Genomic DNA, 25,393 nt, shown 5'->3' with positions numbered 1-25,393 from the left:
ATATTCCTCTCACGAATTTCTTCAGGAGGAAAGTGTCTTTTTTACTTTTTGAGGTTTAGGCGGATCCGTTTTTTTATTTATCAGTATTTTCTTTTCAGTTGGCATTTGGATTGCCTCTTCCCCGATTAAATCCAAATGAAACTGATTATGTGCTTTCGCGACAATTTCTACGATATTCTTTGTTAAGTATCCTTCCTCCCTTAAAGTGAAGAGCTCCTGCCTGAAGATTCTTCTTTTCTCTTCCCTGCTATTAGGCTCCATCTTTATCCCCCTAACGAACAATACTGGGTATGTATTTTTATAGTTTAATGTAATCGCATTTGCCACTATAGTGAAATTTTACACGATTTTGGTAATTATCTCAATATTTTACTGTAAAATAAATAACAGCTGTGTAAGTAATTACACAGCTGTTATCCTTTATTTCTCAGAGATCTCCGCATCTATCCATTGATCAAGGCGAATGATACTTTGTTTTGCTCTCTCATAATCAATTGTTCGGTAATGATGCATCCCGCCTTCTTCTTCATCCTTTTCATCTGCCCATTTTACGATTTGCTGTAAAGGTGTCCGTACTATGTCATTCGAAGGCAAAAATGAATCTGTATGAAATAAAATGGCCAAAGCAATTGTTTTTGCCTTAATTGGATTTTCACCAAGACGAATTAACAGCTTATGGGCACGTTCTGCTCCTTTTATGGCGTGTATATCATTCTGCTTGTACAATTCATAATCCCATTTTCCGTTTTTATACCATGTATAGTGCCCCATATCGTGAAGAAGTCCTGCTTTAGACGCAATATCCACATCAAGCTTTTGCTCTCTCCCTAAGTGAAATGCATGATACGCGACTGCAATCGCATGAGCAAGTCCAGAGCGATTTAAATATTTTTGTGCAATATGATGTTCAAAGATATTTATTAATTTTACGTCTCGCATGTGCTCTCCCCCTATCGTTGCATATATTTCATATATTATATGATAATCATCAAATCTTAGCTATTTTAATATCATAAAAAAACAAAAAAAACAGTGAGCTTTTCTAACATTGCTCACTGCTCCTTTATAAAATTTATTATCCTACCGTTTTGATTTATGGTAGCCAGCATCCTGAGCTTCCTTTTCAGTACAAAACCAAACGATATTATCGTTGGTGGAAGCATAGTAAGAACCACCTGGAACATGATAAATATAAGAATTTGCATTTCCTTTAATTTTCCCTTTACAACCAAGATTTGATTCCTGATCATCATTAGGATTATTTTGAAAGTTACTTTCCGTTGATGTGCCGGATTGCGAAGCAGGGGCCTTTTCTTTGGTCCCTTGAGTGTTCGAAGCATGATAACCATCTTCCTGGGCATAATTTTCTATGGACCAAATTCCAATACCCTTTTTTTGAGCTTCTTTTTGAATCGCATAAAATTCATCCACATATTTTGTGTTTGGCGCATAAATATAGGCAACTCGTGCAAAGCCTTGGTCAAGAAGCATCTCATTAAACATTTTTCCATTAACATAAATATATGCTAACAAACGACCATACTTGTCACGGCCATTACCAATGCCAGGTTCTATTTCTATCTTCGTTCCCACGGAAAGGATTTTTTTCGTGTATGCAGCTGCCTCTGGTCCAAAAGGCTGTACCCCAAGGCGAGGGTGATGCGTTTCCGGTGTATCCACACAAAGCATCCTGATCTTTTCGACCTTTCCATTTAAGTTGACCTCCACCGTATCACCATCTATATTTTTAACGATTGTGGCAGCTAGTAAATTCTTTTTACTTACCTCTTCAGTTGAAGAAGATTCTTTTTCGTTATGAACCACTGGTGGTGTTGAATTTTTTTCTGACTTGACCTTTTCTGCAACTTCCCCACCTGCACATCCTGAAAGAATGAATGTAATCATTACAAAGAAAACTAATAAAGGTTCAAAAAATATTTTTTTCATCAGTGCCCCCCTGCCTGCTTACCTATCAACAGAAAAAAGAGAGAAGAAAATTTCTTCTCTCAAGTTTAATTATTTTCAGTCGTTTTGGTTCCTTTATTCCCTTTTGGTCCTAAATATTCATAATCGTTCGGATTAATAGGTGTATATCCCTGCGGCTTATAGAATCGTAATAAGTCTTTATAAACAACCTCATCGGACATTTGAAGCTCAGTATTTACCTTATCACTAATATCCTTACAAGCATTGGCTTTATCCGTTACTTCACCAGTAGGAGTGGAATAGCATTTGTCTTTAATCTGAATAACTTCAGGTGAGACAAAATCTCCATTTCTAAATAGAGCCCAATTGCGGTGGTCCTTAGATAATAAATCTGATCCAAACTCCATGTAATCCTTAGTATCGATTCCTAGTAAGTGCAGAAGTGTAGGACGTACATCAACTTCACCGCCATACTGCTTCTGAATACCGCCTTTTACACCAGGAACATGAATAAATAATGGAACTCGCTGTAAATTAGCATTGATTGTTGGAGTAATTTCATCAACCCCAAGAACCTTTGCCATAGCTTCATTATGATTTTCTGAAATTCCGTAATGGTCACCGTACATAACAATTACAGTATTATCATATAAACCAGAAGCTTTTAAATCGTTAAAGAACTGCTCAAATGCTTGGTCCATATAATGTGCTGATTGAAAATACTGGTTAACAACTGTATCACCGGTATCGCCTGCAGGAAAATCAGTATCTTCTGGATCCATTTCAAAAGGGAAATGGTTCGATAAAGAAATAAACTTTGTATAGAAAGGTTGTTTCAAGCTTGTTAGTAAAGGCATTGATTCTTTAAAGAAAGGTTTATCCTTCATGCCATAGTTCTTCGTATTTTCATCGCTCATGCTATAGTATTCAGCATCAAAAAACTGATCATAACCTAAAGCTTTATACATTACGTTTCGATTCCAGAACGTTTTATAATTCCCGTGGAATACTGCTGAATTATATCCATACCCCTTTAGGATAGAAGGAGTTGCTTGATAAGTGTTTTGTGCTTTGTTAACAAAGACGGCACCTTGGGCCATTGGATATAATGAGTTTTCCATCAAGAACTCAGCATCAGACGTTTTTCCCTGCCCTGTCTGATGATAAAAGTTTTCAAAATAAAACGTGTTTTTGTCATGTGTTAGCGAGTTAAGAAATGGTGTTACTTCCTGACCATTAGGCATTTTATAATTAATCATAAAGCTTTGAAAGGATTCCATCGAAATATAAATGACGTTCATTCCTTTAGCTTTACCAAAATATTCAGGGTTTGGAGCCGCATAATTTGCTTTACGATAGTTCTCAACATCTGTAATATCACTTGAATCAGCTAATGCTCTTTGACTTGATGATTTAATATTTTGAATCACATCATAGATCGTAAAGTTATAAGCACCAAGATACTTGACTAAATAATTTCGGTCAAAGGAACGGCTTAAGAGCTGCGGACGATCCTTTTCGGCTAGACCAAGATTAAATAAAAACGTAGTGATTGAAAAAAGCAAAACAATTTTAAAGGATTTTCTGTTCGTTACCGTTACTTTTTTAAATACTGTTAATGCTAAAGCAATTAAGATAAACATATCGGTAAAATAAAAAATATCTAAAGGTGACATTAATGATAGGGCACTGTCCCCAAGCTGTCCCGCGTTTGTCTTAGTCTGCATTAAAACTGGCACGGTAATAAAATCATTAAAAAAGCGATAATAGGCAATATTTGCGTACAACAAGAATGATAAAAAGAAGTTAGTAATAATCATGACAAGCTTTGTACGCTTCTTAAATAGAAGTGCAATTCCAAAAAAGAAAAGCGCTGAGCTTAATGGGTTAATCAATAACAAAAATTTCTGCAGGCTATTATCAATGCCTAAGTTAAATTCAATTTGATATGCCGCATATGTTTTGATCCAGAATAATACGACGGCAATGGCGAAGAATGTAATATGACTATTGCTGAATTTTTTAGGTAGTCTAATTTTATTCATCTCTATAATTCTCCTCTCACTTACCAAAATAAGCTCCGGTAAACGAACCTCAATTACTATAACACAGATTTTTAAAAAAGAAAAACATAAAATATTCCTTTTCAAATAATATACGCTCTAAAACTTACGTCTTTTTTCTAGCCCATTCGACAAACCGATTTCCCCATACGGCTTGTTTAAGTGTCAAATAAATATCCCTTTAATCTTATGTTGGTTATATGTTGGACATGACTAATTTCAATCCTCAATTATATAAGACGATTACACTTATAATTAGTTTCATCTTTTTCTTTATTTAATTTCAACCAAATGGTGGAAACTCCAATATGAAAGTGATTTCCATCTATTCTATACTTGAAAAAATGCGGATGCAATATGATTTTTGACTTATCTTTAAAGATGGGGATTTTGCATGACTTCGATGCTTACTGGTTAGTCTAAATATATAGTTATTATAAAAAGGAGAAATTACCATGCCGAGAAAAAGGCCTGAATTTACGAAGAGTCCATATTTCGTTGATGAACCCGGTAACTGGCATTTAAAACCAGGTGCTCCAAAGGACTTGCAGGTAGAACTGACTAATTATTTAAATAGTCTTGAAGAGATTGATCAACCCGGTACGATCAATGGTGTTCAAATTGAGCCTTATGAACGATAATTATCAAGTAAAACCGAGTTTCTTCTATAATATATAGTTTTAGAAAGCGGTTACAAATATTATAATTAGGAGTGAAAATATGAATGTGAATCGTGTAAAACAAATATTATCTTCTTCCGCTGATATTGAGGTCAAATATAACGGGGCTTCCGTATGGATTGACCAATTAAATGAAGATGGAAAAACGGCAACAGTCCATTTGCGGGGACCGCTTGAAGAAAGAACAATAGTGGAAATTGGTGAACTCTTCGAAGAATAATTCATTTATATTATGAAGGTAAAAGGCAGGCTTGGGAGCCTGCCTTAAATCATGTCCTCATTTTCCTTATCAACGTCCCCTGGATGTGGCTGTTCTTGCTGCACAATACTTCCAAGCACTTCTCGATTATATTTACCTGCATCCTTCCCAGCGCCAGGCGCAATATTTGCCATTGGCAACTGTTCTAATTCTTTCCCTCTGGGCATTATGCTTCACTCCTTTTTTATAACATATCCATTGAGAATCTAAATTATAAAAATGATATTGAAAAGAACTTTTCTAATATTATATGAACTTTTTGTCGAATCATTGTTTTTTTGATTTGACTCGTTTTATGATGGAAGTATAAATTTTAAAGGTATTTAATGGGAGTGTAATTACAAAAAATGACAGTAATCAAGAAATGGTATATTCTTATTCTCATCTACCTAATCCCCCCGATTTTTGATCAAACAGGTTATTCTGAAGAGCTCATCTGGCTTATATATATTTTTCCTGCAGTGTGGCTACCCTTTTATTTTGGAATGAAAGGCGGGTTAATCGCAGCCATTTTAGGCACCTTTATCTATGCAGCCAACGAAATAATTGAAATCGTTTTCAAAAAGGATGTATATCATCTAAATGATATATGGTTCATTACCATCATAACGGTCGTCAATTTTACTATAGCGATCACAATTGGAAGGCTTGTCGAACAACTAAAATCCGAACAGCATTCATTAAAAAAAGTAATCGAAAAAGTAGAATATATGGCATTCCACGATTATTTAACAGGCTTGCCGAATAGATGGCATTTTGAAATGAAGTTAAAAGAAGCATTAGAACATGCAAAACAAATGAATAAAATCGTAGCTGTTCTATTTCTTGATTTAGACCGTTTTAAACTAATTAATGACAGTCTGGGGCATGCTGTTGGCGATAAAATCTTAAAAGAAGTATCCAAACGTATTCAAGTTAGAATAAAGGGAAATAATTGTCTTGCCAGACAGGGCGGCGATGAATTTATACTCTTTTTTTCAGATATTACATCGAGGAAAGATGTCGAGAGATATGCTTCCGAAATTCATAATGCCATTCAAGCTCCTTTTAAAATTGAGACTCAAGAATATTTCATCTCGTCCAGTATCGGAATTAGTATTTACCCATCTGACGGCTTAGGCTGGGAAGAACTAATCCAACAAGCTGACATAGCGATGTATACAGCAAAGGAAAAAGGCGGTAATGGTTTTCAGTGGTATAACCATGCTAAGCAGCAGGAAATTCATGATGTACTTAAAATTGAAACACATTTGAGAAAAGCACTCCAGCGAAAAGAATTTACCCTCCATTATCAGCCATTAGTAAATATTAACAATGAACAAATTGTGGATTTGAAGCTTTAATCCGGTGGAAAAATGCAGACCTTGGAATTGTACATCCAACGGATTTTATTCCGCTTGCTGAGGAAATTGGAATAATTAGCAGCATCGGAGAATGGGTATTAACAGAAGCCTGTTCAAAAGCAAAAATATTTTCAAAAATTTGCAGAGAACCTCTTCGGATTTCCGTTAATATTTCCTCCAAACAATTCGAGGATGATAATTTTGTCAATATTGTTAGTAGGGTTTTAGCTGAGACAAAATTACCACCTTACCAGTTGGAATTGGAAATTACAGAAAGTGTTTCACTTCATAAAATAGAGAAAGTAGTATTGAAATTAAATGCCCTTAAAGAAATGGGCATCAGCATATCAATCGATGATTTTGGAACAGGTTACTCATCGATTAGTTATTTGAAGTACCTTCCTGTTGATACATTGAAAATTGAAAAGTCCTTTGTACAAAATATGCTTAACAATACTAAGGATCGGGCATTGGTTGAAAGTGTTATTTCATTAGCAAAAAGTTTTGGTTTTAATGTAATTGCAGAAGGTGTTGAAACAAGTGAACAATTGGTTTTGTTAAAAACCCTCGAATGCAGTCAGGCACAAGGATATTTGTTTTCGAAGCCTCTTCCATTAAAAGAACTGTATCTTCTTTTTGAAGAAAAAAGGAAGAACATTCAAATTATTGAATCAGTCTCATAAAACAACCAGCCGGGTGGCTGGTTGTTTTTATTCGCAGTTATGAATGCTATGCTTTGCAAGTAGTTGAATTGTCATATCATCCATCGGAGGATTATGCAGGCCTGCTCGTACATCTCGATAATATCGCTGCAGGGGATTTTGTAAGGAAAGACTTTTTGCACCAACGATTCTCATGGCAAGGTCTACTATAGAAATAGCCGAATTGGTAACAGTTAACTTGGCAGCACCCAATATTGGCCCCATCTTATTCCTTTCTTGTTCATTCGAAACATCCCATTGTTTTGCAACACTATATAAAAAATATTCTGACTGCATAATTTTCAACTCTATTTCGCCTATTTTTTGCTGTACGTTTGGTAAATCGATTATAGTTCCCTGAATACTATTAGGTGCATAGTTCTCAGCAAATTGTATGGCATACCTTTTAGCGGCTTTTGCAATTCCAAGATAACAAGCTGGGATATGAAGAAGCCAGCCGTTAGCTCTTTTGCTTTCGGGGCGAACTCGTTCAACGAAGTTCTCATTAGGAATCATTACGTTTTTTAGAATTAAATCATGACTACCTGTGCCTCTTAAAGCGATGCTGTCCCAAGTTTCTTCTATATTGACCCCATTTGCAGACCGTGGGATGAGGAAGTTGCCAATTTCATTTGAATCTTTTATTGCTGCATTGACAATAAAATAATCAAGAACAGGAGACATTGTCGTAAAGGTTTTCCTGCCTTGAATCAACCAATTGTTCCCACTTTTTTGTGCACTGGTCTCTGGCCTGCCCCCACGCGTTGGACTACCGGTCATTGGTTCAGATTGAGCACTATTTATTAAAGCACCTTGTTTCACCTTTTCACATAGCACTCTAAAAATAACCTCATCCCATGGTTCTTTTTCACATAGATTAAGGAGGATTCCCATATGCCAGCCTATTGAAAGAGCAGTTGCACCATCACCTTCTGCGATTACTTCCTGTAAGCGGATTAACTCATATAGGGAAATTTCCTCCCCGCCGTATTTTTTCGGGACTGTTAATGAGGTATAGCCTGTGTTTTTTAAATCCTGAATATTTTCAAACGGAAAGCTTCCTTCAATATCTACTTGATGGGCTCTATTTTTAAATTTTTTTGATAGATTTTTCATAAACGCTAATCGTTCGTCAAAAGATTTAATATCTTGAAAATTCATCGAACATCGCTCCCATTTACATTTGTTATTTCTATAGTAACATGCCTGCATCCATCCATCATTTTTTATTATGAAAGCAAAAATAATAGACAAGGTGCAAATTGAGAGCAAAGAAAATACAAGCACAAAATTTAAGCTTATTGCACCAAAACAGCCCCCCAAATTAATTGGGGGGCCTCTTTATTGAAGATTAGCAAACCGCTCAAGGTCACGATTTTCACCAATGACAACTAAGACATCACCATAACTGATTTTTTTATCTGGTGAAGGTGATATATTAATTTCATTGTCATGGCGGATGGCAATTACACTAATATTATACTCTGCCCTAAGGTCTATTTCTCTTAATGTTTTTTCTACCATTCGATCAGGGATCTTAACCTCCTCTACACTGTAATCCTTTGAAATTTCGATAAAATTCAACACATTGGGAGATAAAAGCTGATGAGCCACTCTAATTCCCATATCACGTTCAGGAAATACGACCCAGTCTGCACCAACCTTTTTTAGGACCTGACCATGAAGCTTATTTAAAGCCTTTGCGATTACCTTTTTAACTCCCAGTTCCTTTAAGAGCAAGACACTTAAAATGCTAGCTTGGATGTCATTGCCAATGGCCACTATCACATTGTCAAAGTTACGGATTCCAATTGATTTTAATGCCTCTGAATCGGTAGAATCCGCAATGACAGCATGTGTCACATACGGATGGGAGTCCTCCACCCTTTCTTCATTTACATCAATACCAAGTACTTCTTGGCCGGATTCAAATAATTTATTGGCAATACTTAACCCAAACCTTCCTAATCCAATTACTGCGTATTGATCAGCCATATCGTCAAAAATCCTCCTTGATATTATTTACCCGATCATGATTTTGCCCTTTGGATATCTGAATAAATCAGGGTTTCTCCGCATCGTTACTGCAAATGCAATCGTCAATGGCCCAACCCTGCCTGCAAACATCGCAAAAATAATGACGCCCCTACCAACCGAAGATAACTCCGGGGTCAATCCCATTGAGAGTCCAACAGTTGCAAATGCTGAAGTTGATTCAAATAGAATCATCAAAAAATCTTTCCCTTGCTCTGTAATCGTTAAAATAAAGGTCGTTATCATCACTAGAAATAACCCGCTGACTGTTACTGTCAATGCTTTATATATGGTTTCATAAACAATTCGCTGGCGATAAAAGATGACATCCTCTTTTCCGCGAATTTGTGACCAAACTGCGCCAATTAATGTGGTAAATGTGGTCGTTTTAATTCCGCCTCCCGTTGACCCTGGCGAAGCACCAATAAACATTAAAAAAATGATTAGAAGTAAAGACGTATGTGTTAAATCCCCGATATTTAAGGTATTTGCCCCAGCAGTTCTGGCTGTAACTGATTGAAATAACGAACCAAGAACTTTTCCATTAAGTGACAATGGTTTTAATGTTTTTTCATTAGTGAGTTCTAAAAAAAAGATTCCGATTGTTCCAACTGCTAGTAAAAATAAACTAGTCATGATGACAACCTTTGAATGTAAAGATAATCGTTTTGATTTTCTAAATTCAAATACTTCATTCATAACGATAAAGCCAATCCCGCCTAAGGTGATTAACGCACACACCGTTAATGTTACAGTTGGATCATCAACATAGCTTGTTAAACTATGAAATTCACCCATTAAATCAAAACCAGCATTATTAAAATTAGAAATTGAATGAAATATTCCAAAATAAATAGCTCTTCCTAATGGCATATCAAAGGAAAAACGAATGGCTAATATTAAAGCACCGACAAATTCAATTACGGCAGTAAAGATTAAAATACGTCTTGCTAACCTTACAATTCCTTCCATAGATAAATTATTTAACGATTCTTGAAGTAATATTCTTTCCTTTAAGGAAATTCTTTTTCCAAGCAGGAAGGCAAAGAGTGTCGCAAAGGTCATAAATCCGAGACCGCCAACCTGAATTAAAAATAAGATAACTAATTGCCCAAAAATCGTAAAAGTTGTCCCGGTATCGACAACAACAAGCCCGGTTACACAAGTAGCTGAGGTAGCTGTAAACAATCCATTTAAAAACGAAAGACCCTTTCCATCCGTAGTTGAAGAAGGTAACGTCAGTAATAAAGCACCTATTAAAATGATGATTGCAAAACCAAGAACGAGAATCTTGGGTGGATCAAAAAATTTCTTTTTTCGTTGCATAATATTCTCCCTATCCTGTGTCATATTCAATCTTAATTTTTCCAACCTGATGCCTAATTATTTTGTAATTTTAATAGATTTGTGTCTAACCTCACAGTCAATTTTAGAAAATTATTTTATAATACTCAAAGAAAATTTTCCGAAAACATAATGCTTCTATCGTAATGAATGATTAATTAGTGGAATTTGATTGAATAACGTGCACTAAGAGGGGGATTATTTATGAACCAAGGAACAAAACAACTTTTTATTCAAACGGGAAGTCTTGTTGCCGGCTTTATGACCTGGGTACTTATTTCTTCACTTATGCCTTTTATCAAGGCAGATATTGAACTTTCCTCAAATCAGATTGCATGGGCAACTGCTGTCCCTGTTATCTTAGGCTCTATTCTTAGGGTTCCGATAGGTTTTTGGACGAATCGTTATGGTGCAAGAAAATTGTTCTCAAGCAGTTTTATCATTCTAATTATACCAATTGCTGTCATCAGTTATGCGGATTCGTTATTCATGTTAATAATAGGCGGTTTTTTGCTTGGAGTTGGCGGAGCAATTTTTTCAATCGGTGTCACTTCTTTACCTAAATATTATGAAAAAGCTAAACATGGCTTCATCAATGGAATTTATGGAGCAGGGAACATTGGAACAGCCGTTACATCCTTTTTAGCTCCTGTTTTAGCCAATCAATTTGGCTGGAGAACGACTATAAAGATTTACCTCATTGTCGTTTTAGTCTTTGCCCTAATTAATTTTCTCTTAGGGGACCGAGAAGAAAAGAAAGTCATTCATCCATTATCAGAGCAAGTCAAAGAAGTATATAAAAATCCGAAACTTTGGTTCTTAAGCTTGTTTTATTTTATTACATTTGGTTCATTTGTGGCCTTCACCATTTATTTACCTTCATTCTTAGTCAATCATTTTGAATTGAATAAGGTAGATGCCGGGCTGCGGACAGCAGGTTTTATTGCTTTAGCAACATTATTCCGACCAATTGGCGGCTGGCTGGGGGATAAAATCAATCCATTCCTTATTCTTATGGCAGTATTTTTCAGTCTGACATTTGCTGGATTTCTTTTATCTTTTACCCCTTCTTTACCTATATATTCGTTTGGATGTTTACTTGTTGCCTTCTTTGCAGGCATCGGTAACGGGGCTATTTTTAAGCTTGTCCCGTTATATTTTTCAAAACAGGCAGGTATTGTCAATGGGATTGTCGCTGCAATGGAGGCTTGGGAGGTTTCTTTCCCCCAATTATTCTAACCATTCTCTTTAATTTTACAGGTCATTATGCAATTGGATTTATGTCCTTATCAGAATTTTCATTAGCAAGCTTAGTCATGGTTGTTTGGCTATATTATCAAGAAAAACTCGATATTTCCTCCAAAATTGTAAACCATGCCGTTGATGGAATCTGTGTAACCGATATTAATGGGATCATTCAAAAGGTCAATCCGGCCTTTACTAAAATAACAGGTTATACGCAAAAGGAAGTGATTGGGAAAACACCAAGTGTCCTTCAATCTGGTGAACATGACAATGAATTTTATAAAAATATGTGGTCTGAATTAAAAACAAATGGCGTTTGGGAAGGGTACATTTGGAACAAACGGAAAAACAATGAGATTTACCGGGAATGGTTAAGCATAACCGCTATCAAAGACGACATTGGCGAAACAAAAAACTACGTTGGCATGTTTTACGAAGATATGGTTAAGCCCGCGAAAAAATAAAACAAATGAGAAAGAGACCCTCCCTTGAGGGTCTCTTTCTCATTTGTTTTTGGTTGATAGTGCGATAAATATTACAACTTTTTGTCATTGCTCTTCAGTTCACAATTCCTTCACCATTTTTGTGACGTACGTCACAAAAATCATTTTACCATCTGATTTATAGTAAGAACATAAACAACATTAACTACTTCAAAGATAAATTTTAAAAGAATTTTAGGGGGAATAAAAAATGGCTCGAATTAATTATTGGAATCCAGAAGATGAAAAGTTCTGGAACGCAGAAGGAAAAAAACATGCACGGCGAAACCTTTGGATCTCCGTTCCTTCATTAATGCTTGCATTCATCGTTTGGCAGATTTGGTCAGTTGTTGCAGTTCGTCTTAACGATATCGGTTTCCAGTTTACTGAGGAACAATTATTTACACTAGCTGCAATTCCAGGGCTAGTCGGTGCAACCCTTCGCTTTGTCTACACATTCGCAGCCGGTTCAATGGGTGGAAAAAACTGGACAGTAATATCTACTGCCATTTTAGCTATACCGGCAATTGGAATTGGTTTTGCCGTCCAAAATCCAGATACTCCTTTCTCTATCATGCTATTGCTTGCAGCACTTTGCGGACTTGGCGGAGGTAACTTCTCTTCTTCTTCTGCTAATATCAGCTTTTTCTTTCCTAAGAAAGAAAAAGGAACAGCCCTTGGTATTAACGGCGGTTTAGGTAATATGGGTGTATCAGTCGTCCAATTCGTAACACCTTTAATTATTACTTCAGGAACATTCGCTTTGGTTGGTGACAAACAAGTATTAGCAAACGGTCAGGAAGTATGGTTACAAAATGCAGCATTTATCTGGGTAATCCCAATCGTTATAATGACACTCCTTGCTTTATTTAAAATGGATAATGTCCCAGGCGCTAAACAATCTGTTACAGATCAATTTGTCATCGTAAAACGTAAGCATACATGGATTATGACCGCTCTATATGTTGCTACATTTGGTTCATTTATTGGATATTCTGCGGCATTTCCGCTTTTACTAAAATCTCAATTTCCTGAACATATCTCACTTGCCTTCCTTGGTGCGCTTGTAGCCGCTGCTGCAAGACCTGTTGGCGGCTGGCTAGCCGACAAACTTGGAGGGGCAAAAGTCACTGCCTATGTATTAGTAATCATGGGGATTGGCGCAGCAGGAGTTATTTATTTCTTAAATGGTAAACAATTTGCAGGTTTTTTAATGGCTTTCTTGGTATTGTTCCTTGCATCTGGTATTGGTTCTGGATCAACATTCCAAATGATTCCAAGCATTTTCATTCCTAAAGAAGCAGCACCAGTAATTGGCTTTTCAGCGGCCTTCGCTGCCTATGGATCATTCTTTATCCCTAAACTTTTTGGATGGTCTGTAAATGCAACGGGTACTCCAGTAACAGCTTTCTATTTCTTCATTGGCTTTTATGTAGTCGCCTTTGGTCTTAACTGGTTCTTCTATCAGAGAAAAGCAACAGTGGCCAAAACGATTGCTAAACAAGTAGGATAAAAAAAGTGTCAGGCACCGCAAATGGTGCCTAACACTCTTTTTTTATTAATTTAATATTTTAATGGTTATTTGCTTTTTACCCCATTGAATCGCTTTTTGTTCAGAAGGAATAAACACATCTATGCGATTTCCTTTTATTGCTCCTCCTGTATCAGCAGCCGTGGCGACGCCATATCCTTCTACATACACTTTACTTCCCAATGGAATAACAGATGGGTCAACTGCAATTACCTTTGCATTAGGGTTGGCGTTTAAATCAACACCTGTAGCTGTTGTACCAGAACATCCTTCACAGGAAGCTGTATATGCTGTAGCCTTAACAGTAATTTCCTTTGTCTTCTCCGGTTCACTTACCTTAGCCTCTGACTTAGGGGCAGGCGCAGGGGTAGGTGCAACTGGAGCTGGCGCCGGAGCTGCTTTGGCTTCAGCAGGTTTACTTACTGAAGCTGATGCAGTTTCAGTTTGGCTGTTTGCTGCAGCTTTTTTAACAGGCTCAGGCTTATTTATATTTTGATTGGTTAATCCTTGATAGATTACTAAATTTAAACCTGGGTGAATTAAATCTGTGTTCAATTTATTCCATTCTTTTATTTGAGAAACAGATACTTGGAATTTTTGTGCAATATCCCATAATGTATCGTCCTTTATTACCGTATATTGCTTTTCTGTTGCGATCGTTAATACATCTCCTGGATGAATCAGGTCAGTAGAAAGATGATTCCATTTTTGAATGTTTTCTACAGATGTATTATGTACTTTTGACAGATCCCAAAGGGTATCTCCTTTTTTCACAGTTAATTCTGCCGCATGTACATTAGCGCCTACAGTTCCTGAGAGTGCAGCAACTGCGATGAATGTTTTTATTTTACTTATCATTGTTTGTTCCTCCCATGTTCTTTCGTTGCTAACTTGTACTCATAATAACATGAAATTTTCTGAAACAAAGAACAGGGAGATGTTAATTAAATGACAAGCATGGCAATTATATTACGATAATATTTCTGATTAACTGAATAGTCTGAAATCTAAAAAAAAAAAGAGTAGTGCAGAATTTATCCGCACTACTCCTAAAAACTGACTAGCTAATTTTTGAAATCGATACAGCGCATGCTTTATATTCGGCTGTACCAGAGATTGGGTCATATTCATTTAATGTTAATACATTCGTTGGGGTTTCACTCCAGTGGAAGCTCATAAACACTAGGCCAGGGACAACTTGTTCCGTAATCTTTGCCTTAACCTCTAATTCTCCTCTGCGCGAACGTACCTGTACAATATCTCCATCAGATATTCCTAAAGCTTTCGCGTCATCTGGATGAATATCCACGGTTTCTTCAGTTTGTTTAATTTTTACGCCCGCGGCATAATGACGGGTCTGAGAATGTGTATTATAAGACTCATATCGTCTGCCGGTTGTTAACATAAACGGATACTCCTCATCTGGCAATTCTAAAGGAGCCGTATAATCCACCGGTACAAATGGTGATTTTTTATCAAGTGGTTCAGTTTGATGGAACCTTTCATGCATAATATAGGTACCTGGATGTTTTTCATCAGGACATGGGTAATGGATGCTGTATTCGTTCTCAAGCCGTTCATAAGAAATACCGCCGTACATCTCCCAAGCAATCCTTCTGACTTCATCCCAAATTTCCTCACTGTTTTTATAATGCATTGGATAACCCATCAACGTAGAAAGCTCGCAAAGTATTTCCCAGTCTTCCTTTATATTTGGATGAGCCTCAACAGCTTTACGAACCCTTTGGATTCTCCGGTCTGTATTCGTATATGTTCCCTCAACCTCTCCCCACGACTTTGCTGGTAAGACCACATCTGCCATTTTTGCAGTTTCGGTTAAGAAGATGTCTTGAACAATTAATAAATCAAGCTTTTCAAATAATGTTTTTGTATGATTCATATGAACATCTGCAAGGAGCGGATTTTCGCCAATAATATATAATGCCTTTAACTCCCCCATTTCTAAGCGGTCAAAGGTGCGTGTCTGTGTATCGCCAGCCTGAGGATTGAGCACAACATTCCATTCTTTTTCATAGCGCGTGCGAAACTCATCATTTGTAAGGCTCATTGCACCAGCAAGTTGATTTGGCAAACAGCCCATATCCCCTGCCCCTTGAACATTATTTTGCCCCCTTAAGGGCATAATTCCAGTACCTTGTTTCCCGATATTTCCTGTTAACAATGCAAGATTGGCAATATCAAATACATTGTTAACACCGCAGTGATGCTCTGTAATTCCAAGGGTATAGGCGATCATAGATCCGCTGGAACCAGCATACTCTCTTGCAGTTTCTACGATAGCTTTAGCTTCAAGCCCTGTTATGGATGCTGCATACTCTGGTGTATATAGCTCTACTCGTTTTTCAAGTTTTTCAAAATCTAAAGTAAATTGTTCGATAAATAGTGGATCGTACAGTCCTTCCTTTAAGATCACATGAATAAACGAATTGATTAAGGCAATATCTGTGCCGACATTGATTTGAAGATGACGATGGGCGATTTTGACCATGTCGATTTTTCTTGGGTCTATCACGATTACTTTTAGCCCTGATTTTGCTGCCTTTTTAATACGATTAGCAATAATTGGGTGAGCCTCAGTCGTGTTGGATCCCATTAGCAGCAATACTTCAGCGCGATCAAAGTCTTCAAGTGTATTGGTAGGGAAACCGCTTCCAAAAACAGTTGCCAGACCGGCAACGCTCGGTGCATGTCACGTTCGGTTACATCCGTCGATATTGTTGCTATTTATGACGGTTCTCATGAATTTTTGTGTAATATAATTGGATTCATTTGTACTTCTCGCGCAAGCGAACATACTAATCGCATTAGGGCCCCAATTGGTTTTAATTGTTGATAATTTATCTGCTATAAATTGATATGCTTCATCCCAAGTTGCTTCAACAAGCTTACCGGCTTTCTTAATGAGCGGAGACGATAATCTATTTTTGGCGTGCACATATTCATAAGCAAAGGCGCCTTTAACACATGTTTGTCCTTTGTTGACTGGTGCTTCCTTGTCACCGCGGATTTTCATAATTTTATTATCTTGAACCTCGAGAACTAAACCACAGCCAGTACCACAGTATCCACAAATCGTTTTTACAAAATTCGGTTCACCCATCGTATACCCTCCCATAAAAACATAAATACCTATATAAACATATTAGTCTATTTATCACGATTGTAGATTTCTTTTTTTCATAAATTTTTTGTACATTTTATGAATGTAGAAAATAAAAATAAAAAACGAGAGTATAGTTCTCTCGTTTTTAAGCTGTTTTAGCTGGTAATAAGATATTAAAGGTTGTTCCCTTGTTTAGTTCACTCTCAACAAATACTTTGCCGTTGTGACTTTCAATAATTTTGAAGCTTACCATCAGTCCTAAACCATTGCCAGTTTTTTTGGTAGTGTAAAATGGTTCTCCAAGTTTTTTTAACTTATCCTTTGGAATCCCTACACCCGTATCCTGAATCGAAATCTGCACATTATTTTCATGTATCATCGTTTTCACATGCAAATCACCGCCGTTTGGCATTGCTTCAATTCCATTCTTAATGAAATTTAAAAATACCTGCTTTAAACGGTTCTCATCACATTCAATTTGAATAATCTCTTGATTACAGTCGAAATCCAGGCGGACATTTTTCTTTCTTGCTTCAAATTCAAGTAAGGAAACCACATTTTTAATAACTTGGACAACATTTTTTTCTTCTAATTCGACTGCCTTTGGTTTTGCCAGGACCATAAAATCCTCAACAATGGTATTTACCCTTTCAATTTCATCAAGAATAATACTTAAAAACTCTAACCGTTCAGGATCCTTCTCATCTAACTGCAAAAATTCCGCATAGCCCTTCATAGAAGTCAGTGGGTTACGAATTTCATGGGCTACTCCCGCTGCTAATTGTCCCACGGCAGCCAGTTTATCCTGGCGATGAAGAACTTCTTCTGTTTTCTTTCTTTCTGTAATATCATTGCGTATCGCTAAATATTGATATGGCTTTCCTTGTTCATTTAAAAATGGAACTATTGTAGTATCCACCCAATAATACGTTCCATCCTTAGCCTTATTACGAATTTCACCTTTCCAGACCTTTCCCTCACCAATGGTTTTCCAAAGGTTTTTGAAAAACTCCTTTGTATGATGACCCGAATTAATTATTCTATGATCTTTTCCGATAATCTCTTCACGACTATATTGTGAAATCTCACAGAACTTATCGTTGACACTAGTAATGATCCCGCGAGAATCAGTAAACGCTACAATAGAAGATTGGTCAAGGGCAAATTTGATATCATTGTTTTCTTTGATGGTTTCTTTTAAGTGCTCCTCAGCGCGTTTACGATCTGAAATATCCGTTCGTATGGCTACATATTGATATGGTTTTCCTTTGCTATTTAGAAATGGAACAATCGTAGTATCGACCCAGTAAAGTGTGCCATCTTTAGCTCGATTGCAAATTTCACCTTCCCAAACTTTGCCTTGACCGATGGTTCTCCATAGTTCCTTAAAGAAATCTTTTGAGTGGTATCCGGAATTGAGGATTCGATGGTCCTCACCAATTAGTTCTTCGCGGTTATACTGGGAAATCTCACAGAATTTCTCATTTACTGTGGTAATTCTTCCTTTTTCATCCGTAATGGCTACGATGGATGATTGGTCGAGAGCAAAGGTGATATCTCGAACTTCTTTCGTAGATTCTAAAAGACTCTTCTCCGCTAATTTGCGCTGTGTAATATCTGAACGAATCGCGATATATTGAACCGGCTTCCCCCGCCTGTCTAAAAATGGAACAATGGTAGTGTCCACCCAATAAAAGGAACCATCCTTTGCTTTATTTCTTATTTCTCCGCGCCAAACTTTTCCTGCTTGAATAGTCTTCCATAAGTCAGTAAAAAATTCCTTTGAATGATACCCTGAATTTAATAACCGATGGTTTTTACCAATTATTTCATCCCTGGTATACTTAGAAATTTCTTCAAATTTATCATTAACATAAATGATTATTCCAGATGGGTCAGTAATGGCTACTATAGTGGAAGCATCCAATGCTGCTTTTATGTCATTTAAATTTGTATCTGAAGCAGCAAGCTGTTTACTGATTAAGGTACTCGAAACAATTAAACCGCCGATTATAAGGACGGATACAAATATCACCAAATAAATAAAAAAGGAGCTATCTGTACTGGACACATTAATACCTTTAGTTGCAGTGGCAATAATGGAAGATTTTTTTAACAAAATATTCCCTTCGGCAATGGCCCCAGAAATGATAATGGCACTTATGGGTTTTAACCAGACTAGGTTTCCAAATGTATTGTTTTTTGTAGAAAAAAGAATCGATAAAGAAAATAAAAAAGAAGCAAAAATAAATATGCCTGAAAAAATAAATAAAATTACATTATAATTAATCGTTATGTTCATGGCATAAATCCCAATTACATGGATTGCAATTACAGCAAGTGCTAAAAAAAAGCTCCCAATTATCAAATGGTAATATTGGATTTTTCTACTAAAAAACGGGATAAAGGCCATCCCTGTAAAAGCTACACCAATAAATATGGAAAGGATGGATAATGGGATGTGATAATTGGATAACAAATTTGTATCAGAAGCAATCAGCACCACGAAATTCATAATCCATATTCCAAAGCCCATGGAAATTGTCCCGCCAAGGAACAACAGTCGTTTATTTTGATTCGATGAACGGATTAAGGTAAACATGTCTAATGCTGTATATGAAGCCATTATGGTTAAGCCAATCGCAATTATAAAAAAATAAGGGTGAAACGTTCCTGCCATTGCACTCATTAACTAGCCTCCCCCTTTATTCTAGTCTATTTCTACTATGATTGTAATGTAATTAAATTAGTTATGGAAGGACTAATTCGGAGAAACGATAGTAAAATTTATTTTAACCTTTTTCACCTTAATCATGATTTAGAACAAATCAAAGGAAATCCAAACCGTGATAAAAGTCTTATTTTTAAAATAGTGCAAATTTTTTTAAAAAAGGTCTACACATTTTCTGTTTTTTTGTTTATACTGTACTATAACAAAGGGAATATTAATAAACTGTATTAATAAAGGAGGAGTTTTAAAATGTTAATGAATCCAGTAGAATTTTTTCGTACGTTACCTAAAAAGGAATGTCCAGAATGTGGTCAGCATATGGAGGAGCAAGCTGAATCTTACTTAATGGAATGTGATCGTTGTTTGTCAAAAAGAGAGGAATAATTTTTTTGCCCGCACTGTACTATAACAAGCAACCTTTAAATATATCTGTATTATTAAAGGAGGAGTTTAATATGTTAATGAGCCCGGTTGAATTTTTTCGCAATTTGCCAAATAAACAATGTCCAGAATGCGGTCAACATATGGAGGAACAAGCTGAATCTTACTTAGTGGAATGCGATCGCTGTCTATCTAAAAAAGAAGAATAAAATGAAAACTCTCCGTTGGCGGAGAGTTTTTTTTATTTCAAAAAAATTCCTTTTTAAAAACCAAGAAATAAGCATAATTCGATTTTCTGAAGCAAAACCTGTTCATAAGGAGTTGATTCGAATGGCGAAAAAAGAAGATTACCTCACAACGGCACCAAAAGAAAAACTCATTACTGTTAATACTGGTGCGGTTTTTCCTAACTTAAAAAATGTCCCTGGAGACTCTGTGGACGAACATGAGGCACTTGAGGAAGCGAATACCATTATTGCCGAAGGTGAAATTGGGCAGCAAAACGAAAATCTATAATAAAGAAAGGACTGTCCGATAACAGACAGTCTTTTTAAAAACAAATGTATTATATTTTAGGAAGCTCACGAATTTCCTGTGCCATCTGATTACCACACATTGGACAAAGTAAATCGTCTGTTACAAAATCTTTTCTCATCCAGCCAATACATGAGTCGTCCATGCAGGAATAGACTTCGGTATCCACCAGGATTGTTTCAATTTCTTCGTCTTTTGCCCGTTTACCATAAAAAATTGGAACCGCCTCCTTTTTTTATAGTATGTCCTAAAAAGTACCTTTCATTTCGAGAAAATTTTTTGCTAAAGGAGTATAAAATAACATGACTTTGAACTCAAAAAGATTTACTGCTGCAGGTACAGATATTGAAGAAGTAAAGAGGTTAAATGCACAGTCAGGGTTAAGCTACAATGAAGTAAAGCAATTATTGGCCGAACAATACATCAAGAATATCAATAAAGGAATAAGAATTTAAAAAAGGAAGCCTTCCTGAACTGGAAGGCTATGCTTTTGCCTTTTTTAAATATGAAGGTTTTGCCGTTTCTTTTTTCGTAAGTTTTAGCTGATGTTTTTGGTTTGACGTTGTAGATAAAAACACATAGGTGCCGCCTACAAACAGCCCTCCGCCGATAATATTTCCAATTGTAACAGGAATTAAATTATGAAAAGCACCTGCAAGAGTTATGGTTTCAGGGTGCGGTAATATTAAGGCAAGTGAAAACGTCACCATATTGGCCACACTATGCTCGAAGCCAGAAGCAACAAAGGCAAACACTAACAGCATCATAACAGCAATTTTGCCTCCATCTCCTTTCACGTGCATAGGGATCCAAACAGCTAAACAAACAACCCAGTTACAAAGGATGGCTCGGAAAAATAACTCCATAGTTGGATATTCCATTTTATGCGCCGCTGTTTCCATTAAAAGCTGACTATTATCCAGCGATGAAAAAATCCCGGAATACAGTACTAGCAGGGCGAAAAAAACAGCACCTATGAGATTACCGGTATAGCATGCAATCCAATTTTGAAGTGTATCTTTCCATGAGGTTTGTTTATTTAATGTGCTCACTGTGAAATACATTGTATTACCTGTAAATAATTCTGAACCGCCATATATAATTAAAACCAAGGCAATTCCAAAAAAGATGGAAGTCATCAATGATGCAACCGGTGAATGGATATCAAAAAATCCCTCCCCTAAGCGAAATGATAACATAATTCCAAATCCAATATAAATACCAGACAAAGCTGCTCTTATTAAATACTTAATGAATGATTCATCAAGTATTTTTTTCTTTTTTAATGCCAGATTAACCACTTGTTCCATTGGTTGAAGTTCCATGGGAAAGACTCCTTCTTATTGTGAATCAATTCACAAATAATTTATATAAACATCATAAACCTCCATTACCCTTTTGTTCATAAGTAAACTTGAACGATATTTGACAGTTTATAAAGCGATTTCAAATTACATGCTAAACGAAAAAAGCTAGAACTTATACAAAGTCCTAGCTTTTTTCGTTATTCGGTATGATCGATAATGATATTTTCCTCGTGCCTTTTCGAAAGGATTTTACTTTTTTTCCTGTTCTCTTTTGATTGAAAAATAATATCAAAGTCATAATCCTCTGGATATAGTTCATTTGCGGCAATATAAAGCGTTAACCTTTTGTGGTTTACAGACACTTTCTCCCCTTTAATTTGAACTATATAATTCCCCTGGGAATCCGGCCCCTGATAAACGATACCAAATTCATTTGCAGGTGAAACCTTGACATTGTCACCCTGTTGATATTGAGGGATTTGCAATTCCGTTCTGGGGGCTTTTTTTCGATTCTGATATTTATTGATAATAATCTGCTTCTCAATTTCCTTAAGCTTCCATGGATCTGTTATGGCAGTTGTATAAATTTTTTCTTCCTTATAGGTAATTTTATGTGCCTTTTCAATTATTTTCGGATGAATGCCCAGCTTTAAAGCAATCGCAAACGCTTGGCTTTCCCCTCCCCTTCCAATATTTAAGCGATATGTTGGACTTAGTGTGTTTAAGTCAAACTCCATTGACCCATTAATAAAACCATCGTGATTTTCAGCAAATTCCTTAATTTCACTATAATGAGTGGTTGCGAGGATGATAGCACCTTTTTCATAAAGAGTTTCCAAAATCGCTGTCGCAAGGCCCATTCCTTCTCCAGGGTCTGTGCCTGAACCAAGTTCATCTAACAGTGCCAAGGTTCGGCTATTGGTCTCCTTAAGAATATCGATAATATTTACGATTCTTGAACTAAAGGTGCTTAAATTTTCGGTAATGCTCTGACCGTCCCCAATATCTACTAAAATGCGTTCAAAGACACATAATTTACTTCCTTCCCCTGCTGGGATATGGAGACCACATTGTACCATTAAGGTTAAGAGCCCTACAGTTTTAATGGTAACTGTTTTTCCACCGGTATTCGGACCTGTAATCACTAATGCTTTTTGATTTTGCGCTAACCTAAACGATAATGGTACTGCCTTTTCACCTAGTAAAGGATGCCTTGCATCAATGATTTCAACCTCACCTAAATCATTTACTTCCACTTTGACCGCATTAATCGAACGGCAATACTTGGCCTTGGCAAATAAAAAATCATAATGCACCATGATTTCGACGGCAAGGCGGATTTGCTGCTCTTTTTCTTCGACTAATCCAGTTAAAAAATACAATACTTTTTGCACTTCAATCTCCTCATCAGCTTGAAGCCATGTCAGCTGATCCTGAAAAACGGCTATTTCTTCAGGTTCAATAAAAAGCGTGGAACCCGATGCCGATGTATCAAGCACGGTGCCTTTTATTTTATTACGGTATTCCTTCTTTATTGGAATTACAAATCTTCCATTTCGCTGACTGATTACATTTTCCTGCAAATAGGTTTTGTATTTATTTGAGCGAATCAACTGCATGCTTTTTTCTTTAAGCCGTTCCTCGTGAATGGCCATTTGTTTTCTAATTTTTAGCAGCTCTTTTGTAGCATAGTCATCAACTCTTCCATTTCTGATGCAACGAATAATTTCGCTTGCCAGGTCTGGCAATTCATCAATTGCATCGACATAAGCTGAAACTCTTGGTGCATAAAATTCCTTATCTTTCATGTATCTTTTCATTTTGACGCAGCAATCCAAAAAATCATACAGCTTTGAAAGTTGATCAGGTCTTAAGGCTGTTCCTTTATTCAGATTATTTTGAAGCTGTTCCATTCCATCCATCCCAGAAATAGGCACACTGGCACTCCTTTTTAAAATATGAACTGCCTCAGTAACTTCATCTAGCCAGGCCTCAATTTGGTTTTTATTAGTCGATGGTTCCAGCTTAAGAATCTTTTCTTTCCCTTCTTTTGTTAACGCAAACTGTGCAATTGTTTCTTTTATTTGTTGAAATTCTAACATATGAAAAGTGTGTTGATTCAATTTGTTTGCCTCCTTTGTAATAAAAAAAAGCCGCAATGAACAATGTCATTGCGGCTGAAAAAAAAACGAGTTAAAAACACTCATTTTCTTTATACAAAATTTTATCCAAAATAAAAACTGTCTACACGAGTGTACACAGCATCATTGGTAAAAGATGTATGCGTATGTTTGCCCATTGTTCTTAACTTCATTCCAGCCATACTTAAATAAGCCTTCTCTGTTTATAAAAAAAACAGATGAGCGCGGTGAAATGAAAATATCCAATTGATTGGATTAGTTAAGAACGACACCTAACATAAAACATACTCCTTCAAATAAAAAAATTTAAATTCAACTAAAGAATACGATACTTGGAATAGATTGTCAACTAATATTCAGAAAAATGGGTTTTTGTTCACAAATTATCCATATCATTTTTCTGCAAACTTCTTTATCCTTTTAATAGGAGGGATTCGAAATGAAAAAGATTTATCTAATTTGCGGTCTAGCGCTGTTCCTTGGGATTTCTGCGGGAATATCGTTTTTCTTTATACGTGATGCAAATGCTAAAATTCCAGCAAATGTTACCTTAATTAACCAAAATAATGAAGACTATAATTTTGGTAAAGATAAAACGAAATTAAAGCTTGTTGAGTTTATCTATACCCATTGTCCTGATATTTGCCCAACTACGACGCAAAAAATGGTTGGCTTAAAAAATGATTTAGTAAAAAGCGGTGTATTTGGCAAGGAAATCGAATTTATCACCATCACAATAGACCCATATCGTGACACACCAGAAGTCTTAAAAAGTTATATGAATGGTTTTGAAATTAATAATAATGATAGCTGGCAGTTCTTAACTGGGGACAAGCAAAAAATAAAAGAAGAACAGCAAAAAATCAAGCAAGTCACAGGGGCACTACAATTTCAATATAAAGACCCAGGAAATGGCCAATTCATTCATTCCACCTTTACCTACTTAGTAGATGAAAATAATAAATTTATAGAAAAATTTCCAATGGGAAAAGAATTTAATAAAAAAGAAGTTTACAACAAAATAATGGATGAAATTAAATAATAGACTGGGTTCTATGTCACCATTTATCCTTGAAACGAAGTTGATTGGAGCGGAAAGCGCGAAACTCCTCGAAAATGCTATCGCATTTCCTTCGTGCGTGGGCGGATTCGAGATGCAATTCAATGTCCTGCGGGAGTTCGGGGCTGGGGAGACCCCGCAGGCGCTATAGCGCCGAGTAGGCTCCACGGAACGCCCTAAGGTGCGCGAAGCGTCTGGAGCGCAAATCAACAGCCAGATTTAAACACGGTCTTATAATAAAAAAAGCGGTTAATCCTGGAGGGATTAATCGCTTTTTATTACCTATTTTCCTATTTAATTCACGGATGAAGGAAATTTTTTAAGTTGCTGTAAAGATAAAAGGTAATTGGACTTTGGTTTTGTTAAACTCACTTTTATTCCTGCTTTTTTTAATTTGTTAACGAGATCAGTAAGCTGTTTTTTTGCCATACTTATCACCTTCTTTAATACTTCTTAAACCAATTCTACAACAAATTTATGAATAAAGTGTGAAAACGGGAAAAATTT

General features: G+C 36.3%; 25 protein-coding genes and 2 pseudogenes. 12 read left to right on the top strand and 15 right to left on the bottom strand.

Going from position 1 to position 25,393, the window contains the following annotated elements; genetic code table 11:
- Positions 1–21: 21 nt before the first annotated feature.
- The 4 genes from LC455_RS26370 to LC455_RS26355 form a co-directional block, all read right to left on the bottom strand.
- A complete protein-coding gene (locus LC455_RS26370; protein ID WP_223595481.1) occupies positions 22–261 on the bottom strand; it encodes a hypothetical protein in 240 nt (79 codons plus the stop codon).
- Positions 262–420: 159 nt separating this feature from the next.
- Positions 421–939, bottom strand: a complete 519-nt coding sequence (locus tag LC455_RS26365; protein WP_223595479.1) for an HD domain-containing protein — start codon at positions 937–939, stop codon at positions 421–423.
- Positions 940–1,080: 141 nt separating this feature from the next.
- The gene (locus LC455_RS26360) at positions 1,081–1,947 is read right to left on the bottom strand and encodes a thermonuclease family protein (protein WP_223595478.1); all 867 of its coding nucleotides are present in this window, start codon (positions 1,945–1,947) and stop codon (positions 1,081–1,083) included.
- Positions 1,948–2,012: 65 nt separating this feature from the next.
- The gene (locus tag LC455_RS26355) at positions 2,013–3,971 is read right to left on the bottom strand and encodes an LTA synthase family protein (RefSeq protein WP_223595477.1); all 1,959 of its coding nucleotides are present in this window, start codon (positions 3,969–3,971) and stop codon (positions 2,013–2,015) included.
- A gap of 473 nt (positions 3,972–4,444) precedes the next feature.
- Here LC455_RS26355 and LC455_RS26350 point away from each other — a divergent pair, with 473 nt between their 5' ends.
- On the top strand, positions 4,445–4,630 hold the full coding sequence (locus tag LC455_RS26350; protein ID WP_223595476.1) for a hypothetical protein: 186 nt from the start codon (positions 4,445–4,447) through the stop codon (positions 4,628–4,630).
- A 79-nt stretch (positions 4,631–4,709) separates the two neighbouring features.
- Positions 4,710–4,889 carry an H-type small acid-soluble spore protein gene (locus LC455_RS26345; protein WP_223595475.1) on the top strand — a complete coding sequence of 60 codons (180 nt, stop codon included), beginning with the start codon at positions 4,710–4,712 and terminating at the stop codon, positions 4,887–4,889.
- A gap of 44 nt (positions 4,890–4,933) precedes the next feature.
- Here the strand turns inward: LC455_RS26345 and LC455_RS26340 are convergent, their stop codons facing one another.
- A complete protein-coding gene (locus LC455_RS26340) occupies positions 4,934–5,095 on the bottom strand; it encodes a hypothetical protein (RefSeq protein ID WP_223595474.1) in 162 nt (53 codons plus the stop codon).
- Between the two features lie 180 nt (positions 5,096–5,275).
- Between LC455_RS26340 and LC455_RS26335 the strand changes: the two genes are divergently transcribed.
- Positions 5,276–6,271, top strand: a complete 996-nt coding sequence (locus tag LC455_RS26335) for a diguanylate cyclase domain-containing protein (RefSeq protein WP_223595473.1) — start codon at positions 5,276–5,278, stop codon at positions 6,269–6,271.
- Positions 6,271–6,954, top strand: a complete 684-nt coding sequence (locus tag LC455_RS26330) for a putative bifunctional diguanylate cyclase/phosphodiesterase (RefSeq protein WP_223595596.1) — start codon at positions 6,271–6,273, stop codon at positions 6,952–6,954. The genes LC455_RS26335 and LC455_RS26330 overlap by 1 nt, the downstream gene beginning before the upstream one ends.
- Before the next feature lie 27 nt (positions 6,955–6,981).
- On the opposite strand, the gene LC455_RS26325 is transcribed toward LC455_RS26330, so the two are convergent.
- From LC455_RS26325 to LC455_RS26315, 3 genes are all read right to left on the bottom strand, one after another.
- Positions 6,982–8,133: an acyl-CoA dehydrogenase family protein gene (locus LC455_RS26325; RefSeq protein WP_223595471.1), complete on the bottom strand. Its 1,152-nt coding sequence runs from the start codon at positions 8,131–8,133 to the stop codon at positions 6,982–6,984.
- 180 nt (positions 8,134–8,313) lie between these two features.
- Complete coding sequence (locus LC455_RS26320; protein WP_223595469.1) at positions 8,314–8,967, bottom strand: potassium channel family protein; 654 nt, start codon at positions 8,965–8,967, stop codon at positions 8,314–8,316.
- A gap of 27 nt (positions 8,968–8,994) precedes the next feature.
- Positions 8,995–10,332 (bottom strand): TrkH family potassium uptake protein, encoded by a 1,338-nt coding sequence (locus LC455_RS26315; RefSeq protein ID WP_223595468.1) that lies wholly within the window; start codon positions 10,330–10,332, stop codon positions 8,995–8,997.
- 222 nt (positions 10,333–10,554) lie between these two features.
- On the opposite strand from LC455_RS26315, the pseudogene LC455_RS26310 reads away from it, so the two are divergent.
- From LC455_RS26310 to LC455_RS26305, 3 genes and pseudogenes are all read left to right on the top strand, one after another.
- Positions 10,555–11,726, top strand: a pseudogene (locus LC455_RS26310) (nitrate/nitrite transporter); the annotation flags it as partial.
- On the top strand, positions 11,703–12,059 hold the full coding sequence (locus LC455_RS31575) for a PAS domain-containing protein (RefSeq protein WP_317851484.1): 357 nt from the start codon (positions 11,703–11,705) through the stop codon (positions 12,057–12,059). The pseudogene LC455_RS26310 and the gene LC455_RS31575, both read left to right, overlap by 24 nt.
- Before the next feature lie 229 nt (positions 12,060–12,288).
- Complete coding sequence (locus tag LC455_RS26305; RefSeq protein WP_223595466.1) at positions 12,289–13,590, top strand: NarK family nitrate/nitrite MFS transporter; 1,302 nt, start codon at positions 12,289–12,291, stop codon at positions 13,588–13,590.
- A 45-nt stretch (positions 13,591–13,635) separates the two neighbouring features.
- On the opposite strand, the gene LC455_RS26300 is transcribed toward LC455_RS26305, so the two are convergent.
- The 4 genes and pseudogenes from LC455_RS26300 to LC455_RS26285 all read right to left on the bottom strand — a co-directional run bounded on the left by LC455_RS26300 (position 13,636) and on the right by LC455_RS26285 (position 19,421).
- The gene (locus LC455_RS26300) at positions 13,636–14,466 is read right to left on the bottom strand and encodes a LysM peptidoglycan-binding and 3D domain-containing protein (protein ID WP_223595464.1); all 831 of its coding nucleotides are present in this window, start codon (positions 14,464–14,466) and stop codon (positions 13,636–13,638) included.
- A 202-nt stretch (positions 14,467–14,668) separates the two neighbouring features.
- Entirely contained in the window at positions 14,669–16,564 is a 1,896-nt protein-coding gene (fdhF, locus tag LC455_RS31985; protein WP_369075772.1) for a formate dehydrogenase subunit alpha, read from the bottom strand.
- A gap of 6 nt (positions 16,565–16,570) precedes the next feature.
- A pseudogene (locus tag LC455_RS31980) lies at positions 16,571–16,729 on the bottom strand (hypothetical protein); the annotation flags it as partial.
- Positions 16,730–16,877: 148 nt separating this feature from the next.
- Positions 16,878–19,421 carry a PAS domain S-box protein gene (locus LC455_RS26285; RefSeq protein ID WP_223595462.1) on the bottom strand — a complete coding sequence of 848 codons (2,544 nt, stop codon included), beginning with the start codon at positions 19,419–19,421 and terminating at the stop codon, positions 16,878–16,880.
- A gap of 291 nt (positions 19,422–19,712) precedes the next feature.
- Between LC455_RS26285 and yhfH (LC455_RS26280) the strand changes: the two genes are divergently transcribed.
- From yhfH (LC455_RS26280) to LC455_RS26270, 3 genes are all read left to right on the top strand, one after another.
- Positions 19,713–19,847 (top strand): protein YhfH, encoded by a 135-nt coding sequence (yhfH, locus tag LC455_RS26280; protein ID WP_090757656.1) that lies wholly within the window; start codon positions 19,713–19,715, stop codon positions 19,845–19,847.
- 71 nt (positions 19,848–19,918) lie between these two features.
- Entirely contained in the window at positions 19,919–20,053 is a 135-nt protein-coding gene (gene yhfH, locus LC455_RS26275; protein WP_223595460.1) for a protein YhfH, read from the top strand.
- A 121-nt stretch (positions 20,054–20,174) separates the two neighbouring features.
- Positions 20,175–20,360 (top strand): hypothetical protein, encoded by a 186-nt coding sequence (locus LC455_RS26270; protein WP_223595458.1) that lies wholly within the window; start codon positions 20,175–20,177, stop codon positions 20,358–20,360.
- Between the two features lie 49 nt (positions 20,361–20,409).
- On the opposite strand, the gene LC455_RS26265 is transcribed toward LC455_RS26270, so the two are convergent.
- Positions 20,410–20,595 carry a cold-inducible protein YdjO-related protein gene (locus LC455_RS26265; RefSeq protein WP_223595594.1) on the bottom strand — a complete coding sequence of 62 codons (186 nt, stop codon included), beginning with the start codon at positions 20,593–20,595 and terminating at the stop codon, positions 20,410–20,412.
- Between the two features lie 85 nt (positions 20,596–20,680).
- Here LC455_RS26265 and LC455_RS26260 point away from each other — a divergent pair, with 85 nt between their 5' ends.
- Positions 20,681–20,833, top strand: coding sequence for a hypothetical protein (locus LC455_RS26260; RefSeq protein WP_223595457.1), 153 nt, complete (start codon positions 20,681–20,683; stop codon positions 20,831–20,833).
- A gap of 27 nt (positions 20,834–20,860) precedes the next feature.
- Here the strand turns inward: LC455_RS26260 and LC455_RS26255 are convergent, their stop codons facing one another.
- Both LC455_RS26255 and LC455_RS26250 read right to left on the bottom strand, forming a co-directional pair.
- Positions 20,861–21,703 (bottom strand): formate/nitrite transporter family protein, encoded by an 843-nt coding sequence (locus tag LC455_RS26255; RefSeq protein WP_223595455.1) that lies wholly within the window; start codon positions 21,701–21,703, stop codon positions 20,861–20,863.
- Positions 21,704–21,882: 179 nt separating this feature from the next.
- Positions 21,883–23,808, bottom strand: a complete 1,926-nt coding sequence (locus LC455_RS26250; protein ID WP_223595453.1) for an endonuclease MutS2 — start codon at positions 23,806–23,808, stop codon at positions 21,883–21,885.
- A 457-nt stretch (positions 23,809–24,265) separates the two neighbouring features.
- Here LC455_RS26250 and LC455_RS26245 point away from each other — a divergent pair, with 457 nt between their 5' ends.
- Positions 24,266–24,868, top strand: coding sequence for an SCO family protein (locus LC455_RS26245; protein WP_223595452.1), 603 nt, complete (start codon positions 24,266–24,268; stop codon positions 24,866–24,868).
- The last annotated feature ends 525 nt before the right edge of the window (positions 24,869–25,393 follow it).

The sequence above is a fragment of the Neobacillus bataviensis genome (genome assembly GCF_019969725.1).
This window is presented reverse-complemented; position numbering and strand designations above follow the sequence as displayed.